Origin of the sequence: Kitasatospora saccharophila, from assembly GCF_039529925.1 — a bacterium.
In the GTDB taxonomy this organism is placed as follows: domain Bacteria; phylum Actinomycetota; class Actinomycetes; order Streptomycetales; family Streptomycetaceae; genus Kitasatospora; species Kitasatospora saccharophila.
On sequence record NZ_BAAANS010000035.1, the window covers coordinates 64,034 to 84,773 of the forward strand.

At 72.3% G+C, this 20,740-nt stretch carries 22 protein-coding genes; 9 read left to right on the top strand and 13 right to left on the bottom strand.

Annotation, left to right across the window (positions count from 1 at the left end; translation table 11 throughout):
* Positions 1–10 precede the first annotated feature (10 nt).
* The gene (locus tag ABD345_RS24420) at positions 11–658 is read right to left on the bottom strand and encodes a TetR/AcrR family transcriptional regulator (protein ID WP_344554733.1); all 648 of its coding nucleotides are present in this window, start codon (positions 656–658) and stop codon (positions 11–13) included.
* Between the two features lie 109 nt (positions 659–767).
* Between ABD345_RS24420 and ABD345_RS24425 the strand changes: the two genes are divergently transcribed.
* Entirely contained in the window at positions 768–2,207 is a 1,440-nt protein-coding gene (locus tag ABD345_RS24425; protein ID WP_344554734.1) for a purine-cytosine permease family protein, read from the top strand.
* Positions 2,208–2,274: 67 nt separating this feature from the next.
* Here ABD345_RS24425 and ABD345_RS24430 read toward each other — a convergent pair whose 3' ends face one another.
* The 4 genes from ABD345_RS24430 to ctaC form a co-directional block, all read right to left on the bottom strand.
* On the bottom strand, positions 2,275–3,606 hold the full coding sequence (locus ABD345_RS24430) for a L,D-transpeptidase (protein WP_344554735.1): 1,332 nt from the start codon (positions 3,604–3,606) through the stop codon (positions 2,275–2,277).
* Positions 3,607–3,775: 169 nt separating this feature from the next.
* Positions 3,776–4,192: a cytochrome c oxidase subunit 4 gene (locus ABD345_RS24435; protein ID WP_033216773.1), complete on the bottom strand. Its 417-nt coding sequence runs from the start codon at positions 4,190–4,192 to the stop codon at positions 3,776–3,778.
* Positions 4,189–5,967 (bottom strand): aa3-type cytochrome oxidase subunit I, encoded by a 1,779-nt coding sequence (gene ctaD / locus ABD345_RS24440; RefSeq protein ID WP_380272979.1) that lies wholly within the window; start codon positions 5,965–5,967, stop codon positions 4,189–4,191. The genes ABD345_RS24435 and ctaD overlap by 4 nt, the downstream gene beginning before the upstream one ends.
* Positions 5,964–6,824 (bottom strand): aa3-type cytochrome oxidase subunit II, encoded by an 861-nt coding sequence (ctaC, locus tag ABD345_RS24445; protein ID WP_344554736.1) that lies wholly within the window; start codon positions 6,822–6,824, stop codon positions 5,964–5,966. Before ctaC ends, ctaD begins: the two co-directional genes overlap by 4 nt.
* 363 nt (positions 6,825–7,187) lie before the next feature.
* Here ctaC and ABD345_RS24450 point away from each other — a divergent pair, with 363 nt between their 5' ends.
* The gene (locus ABD345_RS24450) at positions 7,188–8,588 is read left to right on the top strand and encodes a cysteine desulfurase/sulfurtransferase TusA family protein (RefSeq protein WP_344554737.1); all 1,401 of its coding nucleotides are present in this window, start codon (positions 7,188–7,190) and stop codon (positions 8,586–8,588) included.
* A 201-nt stretch (positions 8,589–8,789) separates the two neighbouring features.
* Here ABD345_RS24450 and ABD345_RS24455 read toward each other — a convergent pair whose 3' ends face one another.
* Positions 8,790–9,767, bottom strand: a complete 978-nt coding sequence (locus tag ABD345_RS24455; protein ID WP_344554738.1) for a carbohydrate kinase family protein — start codon at positions 9,765–9,767, stop codon at positions 8,790–8,792.
* Positions 9,768–9,972: 205 nt separating this feature from the next.
* Here ABD345_RS24455 and ABD345_RS24460 point away from each other — a divergent pair, with 205 nt between their 5' ends.
* Positions 9,973–10,191: a hypothetical protein gene (locus ABD345_RS24460; RefSeq protein ID WP_344554739.1), complete on the top strand. Its 219-nt coding sequence runs from the start codon at positions 9,973–9,975 to the stop codon at positions 10,189–10,191.
* 87 nt (positions 10,192–10,278) lie between these two features.
* Positions 10,279–10,881 (top strand): hypothetical protein, encoded by a 603-nt coding sequence (locus ABD345_RS24465; protein ID WP_344554740.1) that lies wholly within the window; start codon positions 10,279–10,281, stop codon positions 10,879–10,881.
* A gap of 73 nt (positions 10,882–10,954) precedes the next feature.
* Here the strand turns inward: ABD345_RS24465 and erpA are convergent, their stop codons facing one another.
* Entirely contained in the window at positions 10,955–11,308 is a 354-nt protein-coding gene (gene erpA / locus ABD345_RS24470; RefSeq protein WP_033219641.1) for an iron-sulfur cluster insertion protein ErpA, read from the bottom strand.
* Between the two features lie 206 nt (positions 11,309–11,514).
* Between erpA and ABD345_RS24475 the strand changes: the two genes are divergently transcribed.
* Complete coding sequence (locus ABD345_RS24475; protein ID WP_344554741.1) at positions 11,515–12,396, top strand: GNAT family N-acetyltransferase; 882 nt, start codon at positions 11,515–11,517, stop codon at positions 12,394–12,396.
* A 129-nt stretch (positions 12,397–12,525) separates the two neighbouring features.
* On the opposite strand, the gene ABD345_RS24480 is transcribed toward ABD345_RS24475, so the two are convergent.
* The 3 genes from ABD345_RS24480 to ABD345_RS24490 all read right to left on the bottom strand — a co-directional run bounded on the left by ABD345_RS24480 (position 12,526) and on the right by ABD345_RS24490 (position 15,509).
* The gene (locus ABD345_RS24480; RefSeq protein ID WP_344554742.1) at positions 12,526–13,893 is read right to left on the bottom strand and encodes a pyridoxal phosphate-dependent decarboxylase family protein; all 1,368 of its coding nucleotides are present in this window, start codon (positions 13,891–13,893) and stop codon (positions 12,526–12,528) included.
* Positions 13,894–14,030: 137 nt separating this feature from the next.
* Positions 14,031–14,492, bottom strand: a complete 462-nt coding sequence (locus tag ABD345_RS24485) for an Lrp/AsnC family transcriptional regulator (RefSeq protein ID WP_344554743.1) — start codon at positions 14,490–14,492, stop codon at positions 14,031–14,033.
* Between the two features lie 90 nt (positions 14,493–14,582).
* On the bottom strand, positions 14,583–15,509 hold the full coding sequence (locus ABD345_RS24490) for an NADP-dependent oxidoreductase (RefSeq protein ID WP_344554744.1): 927 nt from the start codon (positions 15,507–15,509) through the stop codon (positions 14,583–14,585).
* A gap of 182 nt (positions 15,510–15,691) precedes the next feature.
* Here ABD345_RS24490 and nadA point away from each other — a divergent pair, with 182 nt between their 5' ends.
* The gene (gene nadA / locus ABD345_RS24495; RefSeq protein WP_344554745.1) at positions 15,692–16,921 is read left to right on the top strand and encodes a quinolinate synthase NadA; all 1,230 of its coding nucleotides are present in this window, start codon (positions 15,692–15,694) and stop codon (positions 16,919–16,921) included.
* A 91-nt stretch (positions 16,922–17,012) separates the two neighbouring features.
* Here nadA and pspAA read toward each other — a convergent pair whose 3' ends face one another.
* Both pspAA and ABD345_RS24505 read right to left on the bottom strand, forming a co-directional pair.
* On the bottom strand, positions 17,013–17,306 hold the full coding sequence (gene pspAA / locus ABD345_RS24500; protein WP_344554746.1) for a PspA-associated protein PspAA: 294 nt from the start codon (positions 17,304–17,306) through the stop codon (positions 17,013–17,015).
* Positions 17,307–17,335: 29 nt separating this feature from the next.
* Positions 17,336–18,124 carry a PspA/IM30 family protein gene (locus ABD345_RS24505; RefSeq protein WP_344554747.1) on the bottom strand — a complete coding sequence of 263 codons (789 nt, stop codon included), beginning with the start codon at positions 18,122–18,124 and terminating at the stop codon, positions 17,336–17,338.
* A gap of 204 nt (positions 18,125–18,328) precedes the next feature.
* On the opposite strand from ABD345_RS24505, the gene ABD345_RS24510 reads away from it, so the two are divergent.
* Together ABD345_RS24510 and ABD345_RS24515 are read left to right on the top strand one after the other, a co-directional pair.
* On the top strand, positions 18,329–18,931 hold the full coding sequence (locus tag ABD345_RS24510) for a DUF3043 domain-containing protein (RefSeq protein WP_425556871.1): 603 nt from the start codon (positions 18,329–18,331) through the stop codon (positions 18,929–18,931).
* A gap of 194 nt (positions 18,932–19,125) precedes the next feature.
* The gene (locus tag ABD345_RS24515; RefSeq protein ID WP_425556872.1) at positions 19,126–19,836 is read left to right on the top strand and encodes a class I SAM-dependent methyltransferase; all 711 of its coding nucleotides are present in this window, start codon (positions 19,126–19,128) and stop codon (positions 19,834–19,836) included.
* A 46-nt stretch (positions 19,837–19,882) separates the two neighbouring features.
* Here ABD345_RS24515 and ABD345_RS24520 read toward each other — a convergent pair whose 3' ends face one another.
* Complete coding sequence (locus ABD345_RS24520; protein ID WP_344554762.1) at positions 19,883–20,083, bottom strand: hypothetical protein; 201 nt, start codon at positions 20,081–20,083, stop codon at positions 19,883–19,885.
* Positions 20,084–20,175: 92 nt separating this feature from the next.
* Between ABD345_RS24520 and cobU the strand changes: the two genes are divergently transcribed.
* Positions 20,176–20,736 (top strand): bifunctional adenosylcobinamide kinase/adenosylcobinamide-phosphate guanylyltransferase, encoded by a 561-nt coding sequence (gene cobU, locus ABD345_RS24525; protein ID WP_344554749.1) that lies wholly within the window; start codon positions 20,176–20,178, stop codon positions 20,734–20,736.
* Positions 20,737–20,740 lie beyond the last annotated feature (4 nt).

Sequence of the window (20,740 nt, forward strand, 5' to 3'; positions counted from 1 at the left end):
GGGTGGCTCCTCAGCGGTGGTGCGGTGGGTGCGGGGTGCCGAGCGCCCCGGCCGGGAGGCCGAGTTCGCGTTCGGCGAGGGCGTGCGCCATCCCGGTGACCGCCCCGGGTCGTCCGGTGCGGTCGGTGTTGGCGTGCGCCCCCAGGCCGTCCAGGACGACCAGGAGCTGGATCGCGGTGACGTGCGGGTCCGAGGTGCGGAACTCCCCGGACGCGACGCCCTCGCGCAGCAGTGCCGTCAGTCCGTCCCGCCAGAGCGCCTCCTGCTGGCCGACCCGTTCCCGCAGCGCGGGCCGGAACCGGCTGAGGTGGCGGGCGTTCAGCCAGAGCCGGCTCAGCTCGTCGTAGCGCGGCCCCCCGGTGCGTTCGAGGAAGCGGGCCAGCCGCCGGACCGCCGGGAGGGCGGTGTCGGCCTCGGGCAGCAGTTCGGCCAGCTCCCCGGACGCGGCGGCGCCGAAGGCTTCGGCGACCAGTTCCTCGGCGACCGGGAAGTAGTGGCTGATCAGTCCGGGGCGGACGTCCAGTTCCTCGGCGACCCGCCGCATCGTGATGCACTCCAGGCCCTCGGCGAGGGCGATCCGGGCCGCGGTGGCCACGATCTCCGCCCGCCTGGCCTCGGGGTTCTTGCGCACCCGTTTCGGCTGGACGCTTGACGACATGCCCCGCACGTTATTGGATGTGCGACCAATAGACAAGCCGCCTTCCGCATCGGCCGCTCCCGCACCGCCGACCGCACCGGCACCCGTACTCGAAACCTCGGAGGACTCCATGGAATCCACGATTCCAGACCCCCACACGGAGCTCCCCACTCCCCCGCCCACCGCCGACCGGGCCGGGCGGATCGAGGCCCACGGCATCGACCACATCCCCGACTCCGAGCGCCACGGCCGCCCCCGCGACCTGTTCGCGGTCTGGGCCGCCCCCAACGTCAGCTACCTCAACCTGGTGGTCGGCGGCACCCTGGTGCTGATCGGCCTCGACCTGTGGCAGTCGCTCGCGGTCATCCTGGCCGGCAACCTGCTCTGGGCCTGCGTCGGCCTGCTCGCCGTCAGCGGCCCGGCCGCGGGCGCCCCCAGCGAGGTGATCATGCGGGCGATGTTCGGCGTCCGCGGCAACCGGGTGAACGTCGCCGTCACCGGCTGGCTGGTCTCGGTCTGCTACCTCGCCCTCAACTGGGCGGCCGCCTCGCTCGCCGCGTTCGGCCTCGCCGAACGGGCCGGGCTCACCCCCGGCACCCCGCTCAAGGTCCTGCTGATCGTGCTGATCGCGGCCGCCACGCTGGCCATCTCGGTGTACGGCCACGCCACCATCGTCCGGCTGTACGGGCCGTTCACGCTGGTGCTGACGGCGGTCTTCCTGCTGCTCAGCGGCTACCTGCTGACCGGCGGCCACACCGACTGGCACTACCGGCCCGCCGAACCGCTGCACGGCGCCGCCCTGGTCGCCGCGCTGGCCGGCGGCACCGCGCTGATCGCCTCCGCCCCGCTGTCCTACTCCACCAGCGCCGACTTCTCCCGCTACCTCCCGCGCACCTCCTCGCCGCGCGCGGTGGCCGGCTGGACGGCCCTCGGGGCCTTCGTCCCCAGCGTCCTGTTCACCGCGCTGGGCAGCCTCGCCGCCACCACCCTGGACATGACGGACCCGCAGTCCGCCCTCACCGCCGTCCTGCCGGGCTGGTTCCGGCCGCTCTTCCTGCTGGCCATCGTGCTCAGCGCGGTCGCCAACAACGCCATGACCGCGTACTCCTCCGGCCTCGCCCTGCAGGCCGTCGGCCTGCGCATCCGCCGCTCCCGGAGCGTCGCCCTGGACGGGGCGCTCGGCGTCGCGCTCACCCTGTACGCGCTGCTGGTCTCCAACTTCCTGGACACCGTCAACGACGTGCTGGAACTGATGGTCGCGCTGACCGGGCCGGTGATGGCCGTCTACGCCGCCGACCTCCTCTGGCGCCGCAACCGCTACCACGGCCCCGACCTCACCGACGAGCGCCCCGGCTCCCCGCACTGGTACGCGCGGGGCGTCAACCGGGCCGGCGCCACCGCGCTCGTCCTGGGCACCGCCGCCGCGACGCTCTGCCTCTCCACCCGGCTGTTCACCGGCTGGATCGCCGGGGCCCTGGACGGCACCGACCTCTCCCTCCCGGCCGGGATGCTCACCGCCGCCGCGAGCTACTGGCTGCTGATGTCCCGCACGCACCCCCGCCCCGCGTAGCCGCCGCGACGACGGCGAGGTCCGCCCGGCCGGAGCTCCTGGCTCCCCGGGCGGACCTCGCCGCACGTCACCGGTCCGCGACCCGCACCGCCGGCGCCGAGGCATCCGCGCCGGTGCTCGCGCTCGCGCCGGCCGACGGACTCGCCGACGGGCCCGGGGTCGCGTTCACCCCGTCCTCGGGGGCCGCCGTGCTGACCGGCTTGCCCAGCGCGCTGTGCTTCACGTACTCGTCGAAGCTCACGTTCCAGTCGCCGAACCCGTTGCCGAACGGCTCCATCTCGTGGCCCTTGCTGTTGACCACCTGCACGATGTCACCGACCCGGGTGTTGTCGAAGAACCACTTCGCCTCGTCGGTGCTCATCCCGGTGCAGCCGTGGCTGACGTTCTCCTTGCCCTGCGCCCACACCGACCACGGCGCGGCGTGGACGTACTCGCCGCTCCAGGTGACCCGGGTCGCCCACTTCACGTCCAGGTCGTAGGACTCGCTGCTGCCCGCCGCGATCCCGATCGTCTCGCTGCTCATCCGGACGTCCGACTCCTGGCCCAGCACCACCTTGACGCCGTTGCGGGTGTCGAAGCCGGGCTTGCCGGTGGTGACCGGGATGGTCTTCACCACCTCGCCGTTGCGCTTGTAGGTCAGCTGGTCGGTGCCCGCGTCGACCAGCGCCTCGATCCGGTCGCCGGTCCGCAGCGCGAGGCTCTGCTCCTCGCCGCCGTAGACGCCGTCGGATATCCGGATGCCGGGCAGGGCGTAGGCGAGCTTGACGGTGGTGTTGGCGGGCCAGTAGTCCTGCGGCCGGAAGTGCAGGTTCTCGTCGTCGACCCAGTACCAGGCGCCGGTGACGGCGGGCTGCGAGGTGACGGTGAGTCCGCGTTCGATCTGCTGCCGGGCCGCCGGGTCGGTGACCGCCTCGGAGAGCTTGACGGTGAGCGGCTGGCCGACGCCGTAGACGCCGCTGCCCGAGCTGTCGGGGCCGAGTTCGGCGGTGACGACGTGCTGCGCGTCGGCGGTGGTGAAGCTGGAATCGGTCTCGCCGTGGCCGCCCTCGCCGTCCTCGGCCACGACCTTGACGGTGTACGCGGCCCCGGCCCGGAGCGGGTCGGTGGTCTGCCAGTGCTGCTGGTCGGCGGCGAGCTGACCGGCCACCGGCTTCCCGTCGGGACCGGTGACGGTGACGGCGGCGAGCTTGGTGCTGCCGTCCGCGGTGACGCTGAACGCCTTCGCCGGGTCGGCCTTCTCCCCGGCGGCCGAGGTGTGCACCAGCGGGGTCACGTCGATCTGACGGGACGTTTCCTTCTCCTTCGAACCGCCGTCGGCGGAACAGGCCGCGGCCGGGGCCAGGACCAACATGGCGGCCAGCGCGGTGCGGGTGGAGCCGGCTATCCGAGAGCCCTTCAACGGAACCTCCCAGGGGTGTGAACCTGCCTCAGAGCGTAGGAAGGCGTCACCCGGTCGGCACTCCGGGTAACCCGGGCGGGGGACGACGCCCGGTAACCCCGGGAACGGCGGCGGGCCGGACACCCCCGAGGGGAGCCCGGCCCGCCGTGCGGCCTGCGCGATCCGGAACCTACTGGTTCTGGTTCTCGCCGCGGTAGAACTCGAAGACCCAGCCGAACAGGCCGATCAGGATGATCGGGATCGACCAGAACAGCAGCCACCAGCCGAAGATGACGCCCAGGAAGGCCAGCGCGCCACCGATCGCCAACGAGAGCGGCTGCCAGCTGTGCGGGGCGAAGAAGCCCACCTCGCCGGCGTCGTCCGAGACCTGGGCCTCGGGGTTGTCGCCCGCGCCGGTGTCCACCCGCTTCGCGGTGAACGCCAGGTAGAAGCCGATGAAGGCGCACAGCCCGAAGGCCAGGAAGAGCGCGGTGGTGCCGGCGGCCTCCAGGCCGTGGTCCGACTTACCGGTCCAGATCATGTAGGTGATGGCGATCGCCAGCACGAACACGGAGAGACCGGCGAAGATCTTGCCCTGTTCCTTCATCGGGCGTCACCCTCATTCTTGCCCTTGCCCAGCGACGGACGGTCGTACTGCGCGGGGGTCACGCCCTCGAAGTGCTTGGCCGGCTCACCGTGGTTCTCCAGGTAGTCCAGCGCGGCGATCTCCGGGTGGTGCAGGTCGAAGGCCGGGGACTCGGAGCGGATCCGCGGCAGGGTGGTGAAGTTGTGCCGCGGCGGCGGGCAGGAGGTCGCCCACTCCAGCGAGCGGCCGTAGCCCCACGGGTCGTCGACCTCGACCTTCTCGCCGTACTTGGCGGTCTTCCAGACGTTGTAGAGGAACGGCAGGATCGACAGGCCGAGCAGGAACGAGCCGATGGTCGAGACGGTGTTCAGGGTGGTGAAGCCGTCCGAGGCCAGGTAGTCCGCGTAGCGGCGGGGCATGCCCTCCGCGCCCAGCCAGTGCTGGACCAGGAAGGTGGTGTGGAAGCCGATGAACAGCGTCCAGAAGGTGATCTTGCCGAGGCGCTCGTCCAGCATCTTGCCGGTCATCTTCGGCCACCAGAAGTGGAAGCCGGCGAACATCGCGAAGACGACGGTGCCGAACACCACGTAGTGGAAGTGCGCGACGACGAAGTACGAGTCCGAGACGTGGAAGTCGATCGGCGGGGAGGCGAGCAGCACGCCGGTCAGACCGCCGAAGAGGAAGGTGACCAGGAAGCCGACCGTCCAGAGCATCGGGGTCTCGAAGCTCAGCGAGCCCTTCCACATGGTGCCGACCCAGTTGAAGAACTTCACACCGGTCGGGACCGCGATCAGGAAGGTCATGAACGAGAAGAACGGGAGCAGCACCTGCCCGGTCACGTACATGTGGTGCGCCCACACCGTCACCGAGAGGCCGGCGATGGCGATGGTCGCGGCGATCAGACCGGAGTAGCCGAACATCGGCTTGCGGCTGAACACCGGGATGATCTCGGAGACGATGCCGAAGAACGGCAGCGCGATGATGTACACCTCGGGGTGGCCGAAGAACCAGAACAGGTGCTGCCAGAGCAGCGCTCCACCGTTCGTCGGATCGAAGACGTGCGCCCCGAACTTCCGGTCCGCCTCCAGGGCGAACAGCGCGGCCGCGAGGACCGGGAAGGCCAGCAGGACCAGCACGGCGGTCAGCAGGACGTTCCAGACGAAGATCGACATCCGGAACATCGTCATGCCGGGGGCGCGCATGCAGATGATCGTGGTGATGAAGTTGACCGCGCCGAGGATGGTGCCGAAGCCGGAGAAGGCCAGACCCATGATCCACATGTCGGCGCCGATGCCCGGCGAACGGACCGCGTCGCTCAGCGGCGAGTAGGCGAACCAGCCGAAGTCGGCCGCGCCCTGCGGGGTCAGGAAGCCCGCCACCGCGATGATCGAGCCGAACAGGTACAGCCAGTAGGCGAACATGTTCAGGCGCGGGAACGCGACGTCGGGGGCGCCGATCTGGAGCGGCATGATCCAGTTGGCGAAGCCCGCGAACAGCGGGGTGGCGAACATCAGCAGCATGATCGTGCCGTGCATGGTGAACGCCTGGTTGAACTGCTCGTTCGAGAGGATCTGCGTCCCCGGACGGGCCAGCTCGGCACGCATGACCAGGGCGAGCACGCCGCCGATCAGGAAGAAGGCGAACGAGGTCGCCAGGTACATCGTGCCGATCGTCTTGTGGTCAGTGGTGGTGAGCCACTTGATGATCGCGTTGCCCGGCTTGCGCACCCGCGGAGTCCCCGAGGTGACGGCCCCGGCTCCCCCACCGGCCGCGGCGGGCTCGTTGAGGATGGTCACTTCTCTTCACTACTTCCCGTGGTGGGGAGGATGCCTGCGGGAACCGCGCCGGCCTGGCCCTTGTCGCGGAGCTCCTTGAGGTGCTGCTCGTACTCGTCCGCCGACACGACCTTCACGTTGAACAGCATCCGCGAGTGGTCGACGCCGCAGAGCTCGGCACACTTGCCGCGGTAGGTGCCGAGCGCGGTCGGAGTGACCTGGAACTCGTTGACCACACCGGGCACGACGTCCATCTTCATCATGAAGTTGACGGGCCAGAAGTCGTGGATGACGTCGTTGGAGGTCAACCGGAACTTCACGGTCTCGTTGATCGGCAGGTAGAGCGTCGGAGGCTCCTTGGTGCTGCCGACCTCGTACGCGGCGGTGGTGCTCGCCGGGTCCGGGATCTCGGAGTTCTCGTAGTTGAACGCCCAACTCCACTGGAAGCCCACCACGTTGATGGTGTGCTGGGGCTTCGCGTCGACCTTCGTCAGGGCCGACTCGTCGCGGGCGACGAAGTAGAAGAGCACCGAGACGATGACGAGGGGGACCGCGGTGTACAGCGCCTCGATGGGCACGTTGTACCGGGTCTGAGCGGGGATCTCCACCTTGGTGCGGCTGCGCCGGTGGAAGAACACGCTCCAGAGGATCAGACCCCACATCAGTGCGCCAACAATCAGAGCCGCGATCCACGAGCCCTGCCACATGTGAAGGACCAGCGGGCCTTCCTTGGTGACGGGACTGGGGAGGCCAAGCCTGGGCAGGTCGTTGGCCGAGCAGCCGGTGGCGGTCGCGATGACGAGGCCCAGTGCCAGCGCCTGAGGCAGCTTCCGCCGCATCGTGCGCCGCGGCGAGCGGTCGGAGCCGTTGGGACTCACGTAGCGCCTTCCCGAAGTCTCGCCCGCGAACGCACCACCGGGAGGAGACTGTTGTCAGGTCTCCTCGGCGGCCCGGCCACGGGCACGGTTTGAATGCTTATGCGGGCCAAACGCTACTCCATCCTTATGCGGCACTCACGGGCAGCCCCCGGTAACGCGCCGCCCGGCTACCCGATCAGCCCCCGAGGGGTGAACCACCCCTTCGGGACGGACGGAGTCGCAGGTCATGGCGGACATCCGAGCCTCCCACGGCCGAACGGGCGACCGTACTGCGACACGCGGGTGACGGGCCGTCGGCTCCCACTCCGAGCCGGGAGGAATCACCCCGTAAGGGGCACCGCCCGCGTCGTCTACGGTGGCCCGGTGCCCTACTTCGACGCCGCCTCCACCGCCCCGCTGCACCCCGTCGCCCGGCAGGCCCTGCTCGCCGCCCTCGACGAGGGCTGGGCCGACCCCGCCCGCCTGCACCGCTCCGCCCGGCAGGCCCGGATGCTACTGGACGCCGCCCGGGAGACCGTCGCCGAGGTGCTCGGCGCCCGCGCCGACGAGGTCTCCTTCACCGCATCCGGCACCCAGTCCCTCCAGTTGGGCGTCCTCGGCGCCCTGCGCGGCCACCGCCGCCGCGGCTCCCACCTGGTGCACTCCGCCGTCGAGCACTCCGCCGTCCTGCACACCGCCGAGCGCTGGGAGGCCGACGGCGGCGCCGTCACCTCCGTCCCCGTCGACCGCCACGGCCGGGTGTCCGCCGGGGAGTTCGCCGCCGCGCTGCGCCCCGACACCGCGCTCGCCGTGCTGCAGTCCGCCAACCACGAGGTCGGCACCCTGCAGCCGGTCGCCGAGACCGCCGCACTGCTCGGCGACGTCCCGCTGCTGGTCGACGCCGCGCAGAGCGCCGGACGCCTGCCCGTCCCGGCCGGCTGGTCGCTGCTCACCGCCAGTGCCCACAAGTGGGGCGGCCCGGCGGGCGTCGGGGTGCTGGCCGTCCGCAAGGGCGTCCGCTTCTCCTCCGCGCTGCCCGCCGACGACCGCGAGGGCGGCCGGGTGCCCGGCTTCCCCAACGTCCCGGCGATCGTCGCCGCCGCGGCCTCGCTGCGCGCCGTCCGGGCCGGGGCGGAGGCCGAGGACGCGCGGCTGCGCGAGCTCGTCGACCTGATCCGCCACCGCGTCCCGCGGCTCGTCCCCGCCGTCGAGGTGGTCGGCCACCCCGAGCAGCGACTCCCCCACCTGGTGACCTTCTCCTGCCTGTACGTCGACGGCGAGGCGCTGCTCACCGAACTCGACCGGGCGGGCTTCGCGGTGAGCTCCGGCTCCTCCTGCACCTCCAGCACCCTGACCCCCAGCCACGTGCTGGCCGCGATGGGCGTCCTCACCGAGGGCAACCTGCGCGTCTCGCTGCCCGCCGGCACCACCCGCGCCGAGGTGGACGCCTTCCTCGACGTCCTCCCCCGCGTCGTCGCCGACGTCCGCGCCCCGCTCGGCCTCGACCTGGCCCTCCCGGCGGACGGCCCCGCGGACGACCACCCCGCCGGGGCCCTGGTCCTCGACACCCTGGGCCGGCGCTGCCCGATCCCGGTCATCGAACTCGCCAAGCACATCGGCGAGGTCGCCCCCGGTGGCCGGGTCGCCGTCCTCTCCGACGACGAGGCGGCCCGGCACGACATTCCCGCCTGGTGCGAGATGTGCGGCCACACCTACGCGGGCGAGGCCCCCGCCGCGGAGTACGGGGGCAGCCACGGCACGGCCTACCTGGTGCAGAGGTCGTGAACCACCAGGGCTCGGGAAGAACGGCGGGAGGCGAAACCAGGGGCTCGGGGAACGGCGAGGCCCAGGCTGCTGACGGTTCACTGCCGTTGCGCGCATCGGCTTCCGGTTCCCTTAAGAACACGCAGCAGCACGGACCTTCGATGGGCTCCGGCCACCAGCAGCATCGACTCGCCGTTCCCCGAGCCCCTGAAGGGGCTCTTCTCAGAGGGCGATCTTGGCGCTGATCTCCTTGGCCGCCTCGGTGCCGTAGGCCGTCTCGAAGCGCTCCAGGAAGTGGCCGCCGCGCAGCTCGTACTCCTGGGTGCCGACGGTCTCGATGACCAGGGTGGCGAGCATGCAGCCGATCTGGGCGGCGCGCTCCAGGCCGAGGTTCCAGGAGAGGCCGGCCAGGAAGCCGGCGCGGAAGGCGTCGCCGACGCCGGTGGGGTCGGCCTTGCGCTCCTCGGCGGGGCAGCCGACCACGACGTCGGGCTCGCCGCGGCGCTGGATGCGGACGCCCTTGGGGCCGAGGGTGGTGACCCGGGTGCCGACGCGCTCCAGGATCTCGTCCGCGGACCAGCCGGTCTTGGACTCGATCAGGGCGGCCTCGTACTCGTTGGTGAAGAGGTAGGCCGCGCCGTCGACGATCTCCCGGATGTCGTCGCCCTCCAGCCGGGCGAGCTGCTGGGAGGGGTCGGCGGCGAAGGCGTAGCCGCGGGTGCGGCACTCCTGGGTGTGCCGCACCATCGCGGCGGGGTCGTCGGCGCCGATCAGGACCAGGTCGAGGCCGCCGACCCGGTCGGCGATCGGCTTGAGCTCGATGTTGCGGGCCTCGGCCATCGCGCCGGTGTAGAAGGACGCGATCTGGTTGTGGTCCTGGTCGGTGGTGCACATGAAGCGGGCGGTGTGCCGGGTCTCCGAGATGTGCACGGACTCGGTGTCGACGCCGTGCCGGTCGAGCCAGCTGCGGTACTCGGCGAAGTCGCCGCCGGCCGCGCCGACCAGGACCGGGTTGAGGCCCAGGACGCCCATGCCGTAGGCGATGTTGGGGCCCACGCCGCCGCGGCGGATGTCCAGGGTGTCGACGAGGAAGGACAGCGACACCGTGTGCAGCTGCTCGGCGACCAGCTGCTCGGAGAAGCGTCCGGGGAAGGTCGTCAGGTGGTCGGTGGCGATCGAGCCGGCGACGGCGATGCGCACGGGGTCTCCTCTGGCGGCCCGGCGGTGGCCGGAGCTTGGGGGTCAGCAACCCGCCCACGGTACCCGGCCCGGCCGGGTACTACCGAGCGGTAAGGCTGTCTTCCGGACGTGCGTCGGCCTAGGGTCGCCAGTACGGGGGCCGGACGCGGCCCCCGTCCAGTCCGCGGCACCGTGGCCGCGGCAAGGCGATCGGAGCTGGGGACACATGGTCATCGATCACTCGCCCGGATGGACGCCGAGCCGTCGCAGCACCGATCCCGAAGCCGGGACGCTCGCCGAACTGCTGGATTCCTCGCGCCGATTGGGCCGGTTCTGGCCCGTCGCCGGGCCGCTCCCGACGGCCGCCGCGCCGGCCGTCCCGACCGTCCGGGTGCCGGTGGCGGCGCGCCGGGTGGTGGCGGGCATGCCGGAGTACGGCAGCTGACACGGAACCGGTTTCCTCCGGGGCACGTCAAATCGGCGCGGTGCCGCTCACGGCGGCGCCGCACGACCCTCGGGAGGAACGCAGATCATGGACGACAGCAGCGCAGCCGCCCCCGCCAGGACCACCCGCGCCCGCCGGGCCGCCGCCGCACTGGCCGGCGCGGCCCTCGCCGGCGCCCTGCTGACCGCGTGCGGCAGCTCGGGCGCACCCGCCGCGGCCACCGGTTCGCCGGGCGCGACCGCGAGCCCGGCCCCGGTCGGCTCGCCGTCCGCCAGCCCGTCGCCGTCGGCCCCGGCCCCGACCTCGCCGGCCCCGTCCGCGAGCCCGCAGCCCTCGGCGGCGCAGCCGACCACGCCCGGGATAGCCGTGGGCGAGCACCCGCCGACGGCGGTGAAGATCCCGGCGTCCGGGTACCGGCAGGACGGACCGGACCGGTTGACGGTGTTCTTCACCGCCGGGGTCTGCGACAAGTACGGGGTCCGGGTGGAGGAGGACACCCCGCCGGTGGTGAAGCTGCGGGTGGTGATCACCCAGACCGCGGAGCCGGGCAAGGCGTGCCCGCAGCTGGTGAAGGAGCAGCAGGCGAGCGTCACGCTGTCGGGGCCGATGTCCGGCGGCGGCGTGGTGGACACCGCGACGGGCGAGCAGTTGCCGGTGCGCAGCGGCGTCGCGGGCGGCGACCCGCGCTGACCCCGCCCCCGGAACGCCGCGAGGGCGGCTCCCCCGTGCTGGGGGAGCCGCCCTCGTCCGGTCTGTTCAGGGCTTAGCTGAACGAGTCGCCGCAGGCGCAGGAGCCGGTGGCGTTCGGGTTGTCGATCGTGAAGCCCTGCTTCTCGATGGTGTCCACGAAGTCGACGGTGGCGCCGCCCAGGTAGGGGGCGCTCATCCGGTCGGTGACGACCTTGACACCGTTGAAGTCCTTGACGACGTCGCCGTCCAGCGAACGCTCGTCGAAGAACAGCTGGTAGCGCAGGCCCGAGCAGCCGCCGGGCTGCACGGCGACGCGCAGCGAGAGGTCGTCGCGGCCTTCCTGCTCCAGCAGGCCCTTGACCTTGGCCGCGGCGGCATCGGTGAGGAGAATGCCACTCTCGACGGTGGTCTCGTCCTGGACGGTCATGCTTACTCCCGGTCTGTGACGACTGTGATCCGCCAGTGCCAACCAGCGGCCCCCCGGATTCATTTCCGGGAGGTGGTGCGTTCGGGGGACATTTTTCGTCGCCCACTCCCCCACGTACCCCATGCTCGCACACCGGGCCCGGCGGGTCACCGCCCACTTCGGCAAACCGCTACCGCCCGCGCACCGGGCGCAGCAGGATGTGAGGGGTGATCATTCGTCAGCTCAGGGACACCGAAGAGGACGCCGAGGCCGTGGACCGGATCGCCCGGACGGCCTTCCGTGACCTGGACGACCGGCCGCAGGACGACGCGCGGACCCCGGCGGACGAGCGCCGCCGGATCCGCGGCAAGGCCCGCACCCGCCACCTGGCGGTCACCGACCCGGAGGGGTGCTGGATCGCCGAGCAGGACGGCGAGGCGGTCGGGGCGGCCCTGTCGCTGCGCCGCGAGGGGGTGTGGGTGCTGCCGCTGTTCGTGGTGCTGCCCGCCGCGCAGGGGCGGGGGGTGGGCCGGCTGCTGCTGGAGCGGGCCACCGCGTACGGGCGGGGGTGCCTGCGCGGCATGCTGTGCGCCTCGCCGTCCCCGGCGGCGGCGCGGCGCTACCGGCGGGCCGGGTTCACGCTGCACCCGGCGATGCGGCTGACCGGGCAGGTCGACCGGGAGCGGCTGCTGGACCCGGGCGACATCCCGGTGCACGCGGGCAACCCGACGCACCTGCACCTGCTGGACTCGGTCGACCGCCGGGTGCGGGGCGCGGCGCACGGGCCGGACCACGCGTTCATGCTGGCGCACTTCGAGGAGCTGCTGGTCGCGGACACCCTGGCCGGGACGGGCTACTGCTACCGGGACGGCGGCGAGGTGCAGCTGGTCGCCGCGACCTCCAAGCGGATCGCCGTCCGGCTGCTGCGCGAGGCGCTGTCCCGGGTACCGGTGGGGACGGAGGCGAGCGTCTCCTTCCTGACCGCCGAACAGGAGTGGGCGGTGGACGTGGGCCTCGACCTCGGCCTGTCGCTGTCCACCCGCGGCTACCTGGGCCTGCGCGGCATGCGGCCGCCGATGCCGTACGTCCCCAACGGGGGCTACCTGTAACCACCGGGGGCTCGGGGAACGGCGAGGCCGTGGCTGCGGGCGATTCACGGCCGTGGCGCGCGTCTGCTTCCGGTTCTGTTCACTACACGCAGCACAGACCGAGCCGTTCCCCGGGTCCCTGAAATACCCCTACCGCATCGTGTCGAGGATCTCCTGGACCATCTCCATCGTGGTGCCCGGGTGCAGGAAGGCGAAGCGGGCGACCGTCTCGCCGTCCCAGCCGGTGGGGGTGACGAAGCCGGTCTGGTCGGCGAGCAGCTGGCGGGACCAGCGGTAGTAGTCGTCGTGGGTCCAGCCCTTGCGGCGGAAGCAGACGGCGGAGAGCTGCGGGTCGTGCAGGAGTTCGAGGTGCTCGGTGTCGCGGATGAGCTGCGCGGTGGTCCGGGCCAGGCGCAGGCCGGCCTCGATGGCGTCGGTGTAGGCCTGGACGCCGTGGACGGCGAGGGAGAACCAGAGCGGGAGGCCGCGGGCCCGGCGGGTGAGGTGGTAGGCGTAGTCGGTGGGGTTCCACTCGTCGCCCTCGGTGTGCAGGACGTCGAGGTAGGAGGCGTCCTGGGTGTGGACGGCGCGGGCGAGGCGCGGTTCGCGGTAGAGCAGGGCGGCGCAGTCGAACGGGGCGAACAGCCACTTGTGCGGGTCGACGACGAAGCTGTCGGCGTGCTCGATGCCGTCGTAGCGGGCGCGGACGGAGGGGGCGAACAGGCCCGCGCCGCCGTAGGCGCCGTCGACGTGGAACCAGAGGCCGTACTCGCGGGCGGCCTCGGCGATGCCGGCCAGGTCGTCGACGATGCCCTCGTTGGTGGTGCCGGCGGTGCCGACCACGGCGATGACGGTCTCGGGGTGGGGGTCGGCGGCGAGGGCGGCGCGCAGGGCGGGGCCGGTGAGGCGGCGGTCGACGGCGGGCACCGGGAAGGGTTCGACGCCGATGATGTTGAAGGTGTTCTTGACCGAGGAGTGCACCTGGTCGGCGACGGCGATCCGCAGCCGGGCCTCGGGTCCGACCGCCAGGCGGCGCCGGGCGGTGTCCCGGGCGACGACCAGGGCGGAGAGGTTGCCGGCCGAGCCGCCGGAGACGAAGGTGCCGCCGGCGCTCGCGGGCAGGCCGGCCCGGTCCGCTATCAGCCGCAGGACCTGGTTCTCGGCGGCGATCGCGCCGGCCGCCTCCAGCCAGGAGATGCCCTGCAGGGAGGCGCAGGAGACGACCATGTCGAAGAGCAGGGCGGCCTTGGTGGGGGCGCAGGGGACGAAGGAGAGGTAGCGGGGGCTGTCGGCGGAGATGACGGCGCGGGAGAGCTCGTGGTCGTAGAGCTTGAGCACGTCGGCGGGGTGGTTGCCGTGGTCGTTCAGCAGTCCGGCGAGGGCGTCGCGCAGGTGGGCGCCGTCGCCGGGGTGGTCGAGCGGGACGGGGGCGTACCGCAGCCGTTCGCGCATGTAGTCGAAGACGAGGTCGACCAGCTCGTTGTCCGGCTTGTGCATGCGGTCGGGCGCTGCGTACACGGGTGTTCCTCTTCGCTGCGGGCGGTGCTGGGGTCGTGATCAGCGTAGGCAGCGGGGGTGGGCGGGCGCGCGTCGGAACGCGGCCGTCCGGGGCGGGTTTCCTGCGTGTTCGGGCGGGTGCGCGCAGGAAAGCTGCGTCAGATGAGCTGGGAGAGGACCACGGAGGAGCGGCTGCGCTGGACGCCGGGTTCCTTGCGGATGCGTTCGATGACGGCTTCCAGGTGGCGGGTGTCGGCGGCGCGCAGGTGGACCAGGGCGTCGGGTTCGCCGGTGACCGTCCAGGCGGCGGCGACCTCGGGGAACTGGCGCAGCGTGGCGAGCAGTTCCTCGGGCGAGGTGCGGGCGCGGCAGTAGACCTCGACGAAGGCTTCGGTGCGCCAGCCGAGCAGCGCGGGGTCGAGGACGACGGTGAAGCCGCGGACCGCGCCGCGCGCCCGCAGCCGGTCGATCCGGCGGCGGACGGCGGTGGCGGAGAGGTTGGCGCGCAGTCCGATCTCGGCGTAGGAGGCGCGGCCGTCCCGGCTGAGGTGTTCGAGCAGCAGGCGGTCGGTGTCGTCGAGCCCCGCCTGGCCGGGCTCGGGCAGGCGTCGGGTGGTCATGGCGGGGCTCCACGGGTGGTGCGGGCGAGGGTGGCGGGCCGTGCGGGGAACGGCTCCGTGGGGCCATTCTCGCGGACGGCCCGGCTCCGGTCAGTCCACCAGCAGGACGATCTTGCCGCGGGTGCGGCCCTCGGCGTTGAGGGCCTGGGCGGAGGCGGCCTGGCTGAGCGGGAAGGTGGAGGCGATCGGGACGGTGAGCAGGCCCTCCTCGGCGAGCCGGGCGACGGCGGCGAGGTCCTCGGGGTCGGGGCGGGTGAAGACGTAGCGGCCGCCGCGGGCGGTGACGGTGTAGTCGACCACCGAGGCGATCCGGGTCGGGTCCTTGAGCAGGCCGAGGGAGACCTCGACGGCGTCGCCGCCGATCAGGTCGAGCGCGGCGTCGACGCCGTCGGGGGCCAGGGCGCGGACCCGGTCGGCGAGGCCGTCGCCGTACTGGACGGGTTCGACGCCCAGGCCGCGCAGGAAGGTGTGGTTGTGCTCGCCGGAGGTGCCGATGACCCGGGCGCCGAGGGCGGTGGCGACCTGGCAGGCGACGGCGCCGACGCCGCCGGCCGCGTTGTGGACCAGCACGGTCTCGCCGCGGCGCAGGGCGAGCGCGCCGACCAGGGCCTGCCGGGCGGTGAGTCCGGCGGTGGGCAGTCCGCCGGCCTCGGCCCAGTCGAGGGCGGCGGGTTTGCGGGCCAGGGTGCGGACGGGGGCGGCGACGAGTTCGGCGTAGGTGCCGCTCTCGATGACGTCCTTGCGGACGTAGCCGATCACCTCGTCGCCGGGGGCGTACTCGGTGACGGCGCCGCCGACGGCCTGGACGGTGCCGGCCAGGTCGAAGCCCATGACCAGGGGGAAGTGCGCGTCGAGGACGCCGTCGAGGTGTCCTTCGCGGATCTTCCAGTCGACGGGGTTGACGCCGACCGCGCGGGTGCGGACGAGTACGGTGTCGGGGCCGACCTTCGGGTCGGGGAGCTCGGTGTACTCGACCACGTCGGGGCCGCCGTAGCGGTTGATCACGATTGCCTTCATGGTTCCCAGCCAACCGGACGGTGCGGCGGGTCCTCGCGTCGGAAGCCTCCATACCGGTGAGCGGTTCTCGTCACATCGACGCGGTGGCCATCGTCAGGCTGACGACAACCGGTTATCATAGATAGCGTCAGATAGACGAGAAGGCTGGTGTTGATCCGGCCGCACCAGGAGGGCAGCCGCCCGTGACCACCACCACCGAGACCTACGGCACCGACCCCGCGCCCTCGCCGCTCGCCCTGCTGCTGCTCGGCCGGGAGGCCGACCCGAACAGCGAGCGCGGCGTGGAGTGCCCCGGCGACCTGCCCGCCGCCTCCGACCCCGACCTGGTGGCGCGCGCCCGCGCCGCGAAGGAGAAGCTCGGCGACCGGGTCTTCGTCCTCGGCCACCACTACCAGCGCGACGAGGTCATCGAGTTCGCCGACGTCACCGGCGACTCCTTCAAGCTGGCCCGGGACGCGGCCGCCCGCCCCGAGGCCGAGTACATCGTGTTCTGCGGCGTGCACTTCATGGCCGAGTCCGCGGACATCCTCACCTCCGAGCGCCAGCGGGTCGTCCTGCCGGACCTGGCGGCCGGCTGCTCGATGGCCGACATGGCCACCGCCGAGCAGGTCGCCGAGTGCTGGGACGTGCTGACCGAGGCGGGCGTGGCGGACGCCACCGTGCCGGTGTCGTACATGAACTCCTCGGCCGACATCAAGGCGTTCACCGGCAGGCACGGCGGCACCATCTGCACCTCCTCCAACGCGAAGCGGGCCCTGGAGTGGGCCTTCGAGGAAGGGGCGGCGCGAAGCGCCTCGATCGAGGGTGGGGGTGGGCGACGGGTGGGCGAGAAGGTGCTGTTCCTGCCGGACCAGCACCTGGGCCGCAACACCGCGGTGCTGGAGATGGGCATCTCGCTGGACGAGTGCGTGCTCTACAACCCGCACAAGCCGAACGGCGGCCTGACCGCCGAGCAGCTGCGGAACGCGAAGATGATCCTGTGGCGCGGGCACTGCTCGGTGCACGGCCGCTTCAGCGTGGAGTCGGTCAACGAGGTCCGCGAGCGGATCCCGGGCGTGACCGTGCTGGTGCACCCGGAGTGCAAGCACGAGGTGGTCACCGCCGCCGACATGGTGGGCTCGACCGAGTACATCATCAAGGCGCTGGACGCCGCCGAGCCCGGCTCGAAGTGGGCGATCGGCACCGAGCTGAACCTGGTCCGCCGGCTGGCCAAGGCGCACCCGGACAAGGAGGTCGTCTTCCTCGACCGCACCGTGTGCTTCTGCTCGACCATGAACCGGATCGACCTGCCGCACCTGGTGTGGACGCTGGAGTCGCTGGTCGAGGGCCGGGTGCCGAACGTGATCACGGTGGACGCCGAGACCGAGAAGTACGCCAAGGCCGCGCTGGACCGGATGCTGGCCCTGCCGTAACGGTTCTCCCCGCCCCCGGCAGGCCGGGGGCGGACGAGAGGGCGGGCACCCCACCGGGGTGCCCGCCCTCTCGTCACGTGTGGCGCCCGAACTACTCCGGGAGGCCGGGGATCAGACCGTCGCCCTCGTCCCGCAGCAGCTCGCGGACCTGCTCCAGGGACGCCTCGGCGTCCGGCAGGATCAGGTCCGACGGCTCCAGCGACTCCGGCGGGAGCGGCGTGCCGACCTCACGAACGGCCGCGAGCAGGCTGCCGAGCGCGGCCCGGAAGGCCGCCTCGTCGCCCGCCTCGACGGCCTGGAGCAGATCGTCGTCCAGCTGGTTCAGCCGGCTCAGGTCGCCTTCGGCGACCTCGAACTGCCCCTCACCCAAGACCCGCATGATCATGCTGGTGCGTCTCCCCTGCTTCCCGGCGCTTACTTCTGGTAGTTGATGGTGGGCGGCGGGGTGTCGTTCTTCCCCTGCTCGATCGCCTGCGGCTGGGAGGCGGGGCTGCCGCCGGTCAGCTCGGCCTTCATCCGGGCCAGCTCCAGTTCGACGTCGCTGCCGCCGGCCACCCGCTCCAGCTCGGCCTCGATGTCGTCCTTGCGGCCGAGGCCGCTGGCGTCGTCGAGCGCGCCGGAGGCCAGCAGCTCGTCGATCGCGCCCGCGCGGGCCTGCATCTGCGCGGTCTTGTCCTCCGCGCGCTGGATCGCCAGGCCGACGTCGCCCATCTCCTCGGAGATGCCGGAGAAGGACTCGGCGATCCGGGTCTGCGCCTGGGCCGCGGTGTAGGTGGCCTTGATGGTCTCCTTCTTGGTGCGGAAGGCGTCCACCTTGGCCTGGAGGCGCTGGGAGGCGAGCGTGAGCTTCTCCTCCTCGCCCTGCAGGGCCTGGTACTGCGTCTCCAGGTCGGTGATCTGGGTCTGCAGGTTGGCCTTGCGGCTGAGCGCCTCGCGGGCCAGGTCCTCGCGGCCGAGGGAGAGCGCCTTGCGGCCCTGGTCCTCGTACTTCGCGGACTGCTGCTGGAGCTGGGTCAGCTGGAGTTCCAGGCGCTTGCGGGAGGTGGCCACGTCGGCGACGCCCCTGCGCACCTTCTGCAGCAGTTCCAGCTGCTTCTGGTAGGAGTAGTCGAGCGTTTCGCGCGGGTCCTCCGCCCGGTCCAAGGCCTTGTTCGCCTTGGAGCGGAAGATCAGCCCCATACGCTTCATGATTCCGTCGCTCATGGGCCTCGATAGCCCCCTTCTTCGGGCCTGGGTTTGCGTCTCGTGACAGGTCGAGTGTATGCGCGGTGAGGCCACCGGCGCAGTGCACCAGCCTGCAACAATGCTGCTACAGCAAGCGGGCGTTCGGCATCGTCCTCACGATCGATATCGGTTCGCGTCCGGGGTCGCGCCGGAAAGCCCCCGGTCAACCCGTACGCTGGGAGTGTGTTTCGACGCCGCTCTGATGAATCCGCCGCCCCCTCCTCCACCGTCACCTTGACGAAGGAGGACGAGAGGCCGTCCCGCGACCCGCAGGCCCCCAAGGGCCGGCCCACGCCCAAGCGCAGTGAGGCCGAGGCCCACCGGAAGACCCGGGTCACCGTCCCCAAGGACCGCAAGGAGGCCGCCAAGCAGGCCCGGCAGCGGATCCGGGTGGAGCGCGAGAAGCAGCGCACCGCGCTGCTGTCGGGCGACGAGCGCGCCCTGCCGCCGCGCGACAAGGGACCGGTGCGGCGCTACGTCCGCGACTTCATCGACTCCCGGTGGGCCGCCGCCGAGTTCTTCCTGCCGTACGCGGTCGTGGTGCTGGTGCTCAGCATCACCAAGGTGAACTACCTGCAGCTGCTCTCCACGCTGCTGTTCATGGTCTTCTTCGTGGTGGTCATCCTGGACTTCGTCCGGATCGGCTTCCAGCTGCGCAAGGGCCTGGCCCAGCGCTTCCCGAACGAGGACACCCGCGGCGCGGTGATGTACGGCCTGATGCGCACCCTGCAGATGCGCCGGCTGCGGCTGCCGAAGCCGCTGGTCAAGCGGGGCGAGCGGCCCTGACCGCGGAAGCCGTTCCGCCCTACTGGGCCCCGCCCGCGCAGCAGCCGGTCGGGGCCTTCGGCGCACCGGGCGTCCCGCCGCAGCACGGGTACGGCTACCAGCCGCGGGGCCGGCACGGGCGGCTGCCGGCCCGCGGCGGGCCGTACCACAGCGGGGCCGGCGAGTGGCTGGAGCGGCACGGCGGGCTGCACAACCTGGTCCGGCAGGAGCTGGTCACCCGGCAGCTGGCCGAGCAGCTCACCCGCGGCGTCGCGCTGCGGGTGCTGGACGTCGGCTGCGCCGAGGGCGTCCAGGCGCTGCGGCTGGCCCGGGCCGGGCACTTCGTCACCGGCATCGACCCCGACCCGGTCACCCTGGGCATCGCGCACCAGGCGCTGGCGGCCGAGCCGCCGGAGGTCCGCGAACGCGTCCAGCTGCTCACCGGGGACGGCCACCAGGTGGGCCGCTGGTTCGGGCCGCGCAGCTTCGACCTGGTGCTCTGCCACGGCGCCCTGATGTACCTGCCGGACCCGGAGCCGATGCTCGCCTCGGTGGCGCGCATCCTGGCCCCGGGCGGGCTGCTCTCGCTGCTGGTCCGCAACGGCGACGCGCTGGCCATGCGGGCCGGGCTGATGGGCGACTGGCGGGCCTGCCAGGAGTCCTTCGACTCCACCCGCTACACCAACCGGCTGGGCCTGCCCGCCCGTGCCGACCGGCTCGCCGAGCTCTCCGGCACGCTGGCCGGCTTCGCCGTCCCGGTCCGCCACTGGTACGGGGTGCGGGTCTTCACCGACGCCATGCCGGACGAGGCCGCCCCGGTCGACGGCCGGCAGCTCGCCCAGCTGCTGGACTCCGAGGAGCGGGCCGGCAAGCAGGACCCCTACCGGCACGTCGCCGCGCTGCTGCACGTCGTCGCCGAGAAGTGAGCCCGGCCGCCGGCCGGGCCTCCCGGAGGACCGGGGGCGGGGCGCGCTACGCCTCGTGCAGGCTCATCGGGTAGACGTCCCGGCCGTCCTCGACCAGGACCACCCGGTCCGTCCCGTCCTCCAGCAGCGCCTTCCACTCCTCGCCGATCCAGGACTCCGCGTCGCCCTGGCTGGAGAACTCCTCGGCGCCGTTCGCCGGCTCCACCACCGTGCCGTCGTTCTTCTCGTACCGCCAGGTCCACACCATGCCGGGCTCCTCCGCGAGTCGTGCCACTGGGGTTGTGACGGTAGCGTGCCCACCCCGTCCGGGGGCGAAGCTCCGTCCGGCAGGATGATCGCATGGCACTCCCCCGCACCCTGCTCCTCGGCGGCGCCCGCTCCGGCAAGTCCACCCGGGCCGAACTGCTGCTCGCCGACCGCTCCGACGTGCTCTACGTGGCCACCTCCGGCACCCGGGACGACGACGCCGACTGGGCCCGCCGGGTCGACCTGCACCGGGCCCGGCGGCCCGCGTCCTGGCGGACCGCGGAGACCTGCGCGCTGGAGGAGGTGCTGGCCGACCGCTCCGACCCGGCGCCGGTGCTGATCGACTGCCTGGCGCTGTGGCTGACCGCCGTCATGGACGAGTGCGGGGCCTGGGACGACGCGGTGTGGCTGGACGGCGGGCAGGAGGCGGTGGAGGCGCGCTGCGCGGCGCTGGCCGCGGCCTGGGCGGGCACCGCGCGGGAGGCGGTCGCGGTCTCCAACGAGGTCGGCATGGGCGTGGTGCCCGCCACCGCGGCCGGGCGGCGCTTCCGGGACGCCCTCGGGCGGCTCAACATGGCGGTGGCCGACGCCTCCGAGCAGGTGCTCCTGGTGGTCGCCGGACAGGTGCTGACCGTCAAAGGGGTGTCCGTGTAGATTG

What these genes read in the sequence shown, in the direction of transcription:
- cobU (WP_344554749.1), top strand. Translation starts at nt 20,176, where the DNA reads ATGGCACTCCCCCGCACCCTGCTCCTCGGCGGCGCCCGCTCCGGCAAG.
- pspAA (WP_344554746.1), bottom strand. Translation starts at nt 17,306, where the DNA reads ATGATCATGCGGGTCTTGGGTGAGGGGCAGTTCGAGGTCGCCGAAGGC.
- ABD345_RS24465 (WP_344554740.1), top strand. Translation starts at nt 10,279, where the DNA reads ATGGACGACAGCAGCGCAGCCGCCCCCGCCAGGACCACCCGCGCCCGC.
- ABD345_RS24425 (WP_344554734.1), top strand. Translation starts at nt 768, where the DNA reads ATGGAATCCACGATTCCAGACCCCCACACGGAGCTCCCCACTCCCCCG.
- ABD345_RS24420 (WP_344554733.1), bottom strand. Translation starts at nt 658, where the DNA reads ATGTCGTCAAGCGTCCAGCCGAAACGGGTGCGCAAGAACCCCGAGGCC.
- ABD345_RS24460 (WP_344554739.1), top strand. Translation starts at nt 9,973, where the DNA reads ATGGTCATCGATCACTCGCCCGGATGGACGCCGAGCCGTCGCAGCACC.
- ABD345_RS24485 (WP_344554743.1), bottom strand. Translation starts at nt 14,492, where the DNA reads ATGACCACCCGACGCCTGCCCGAGCCCGGCCAGGCGGGGCTCGACGAC.
- ABD345_RS24505 (WP_344554747.1), bottom strand. Translation starts at nt 18,124, where the DNA reads ATGAGCGACGGAATCATGAAGCGTATGGGGCTGATCTTCCGCTCCAAG.
- erpA (WP_033219641.1), bottom strand. Translation starts at nt 11,308, where the DNA reads ATGACCGTCCAGGACGAGACCACCGTCGAGAGTGGCATTCTCCTCACC.
- ABD345_RS24435 (WP_033216773.1), bottom strand. Translation starts at nt 4,192, where the DNA reads ATGAAGGAACAGGGCAAGATCTTCGCCGGTCTCTCCGTGTTCGTGCTG.
- ABD345_RS24490 (WP_344554744.1), bottom strand. Translation starts at nt 15,509, where the DNA reads ATGAAGGCAATCGTGATCAACCGCTACGGCGGCCCCGACGTGGTCGAG.
- ABD345_RS24520 (WP_344554762.1), bottom strand. Translation starts at nt 20,083, where the DNA reads ATGGTGTGGACCTGGCGGTACGAGAAGAACGACGGCACGGTGGTGGAG.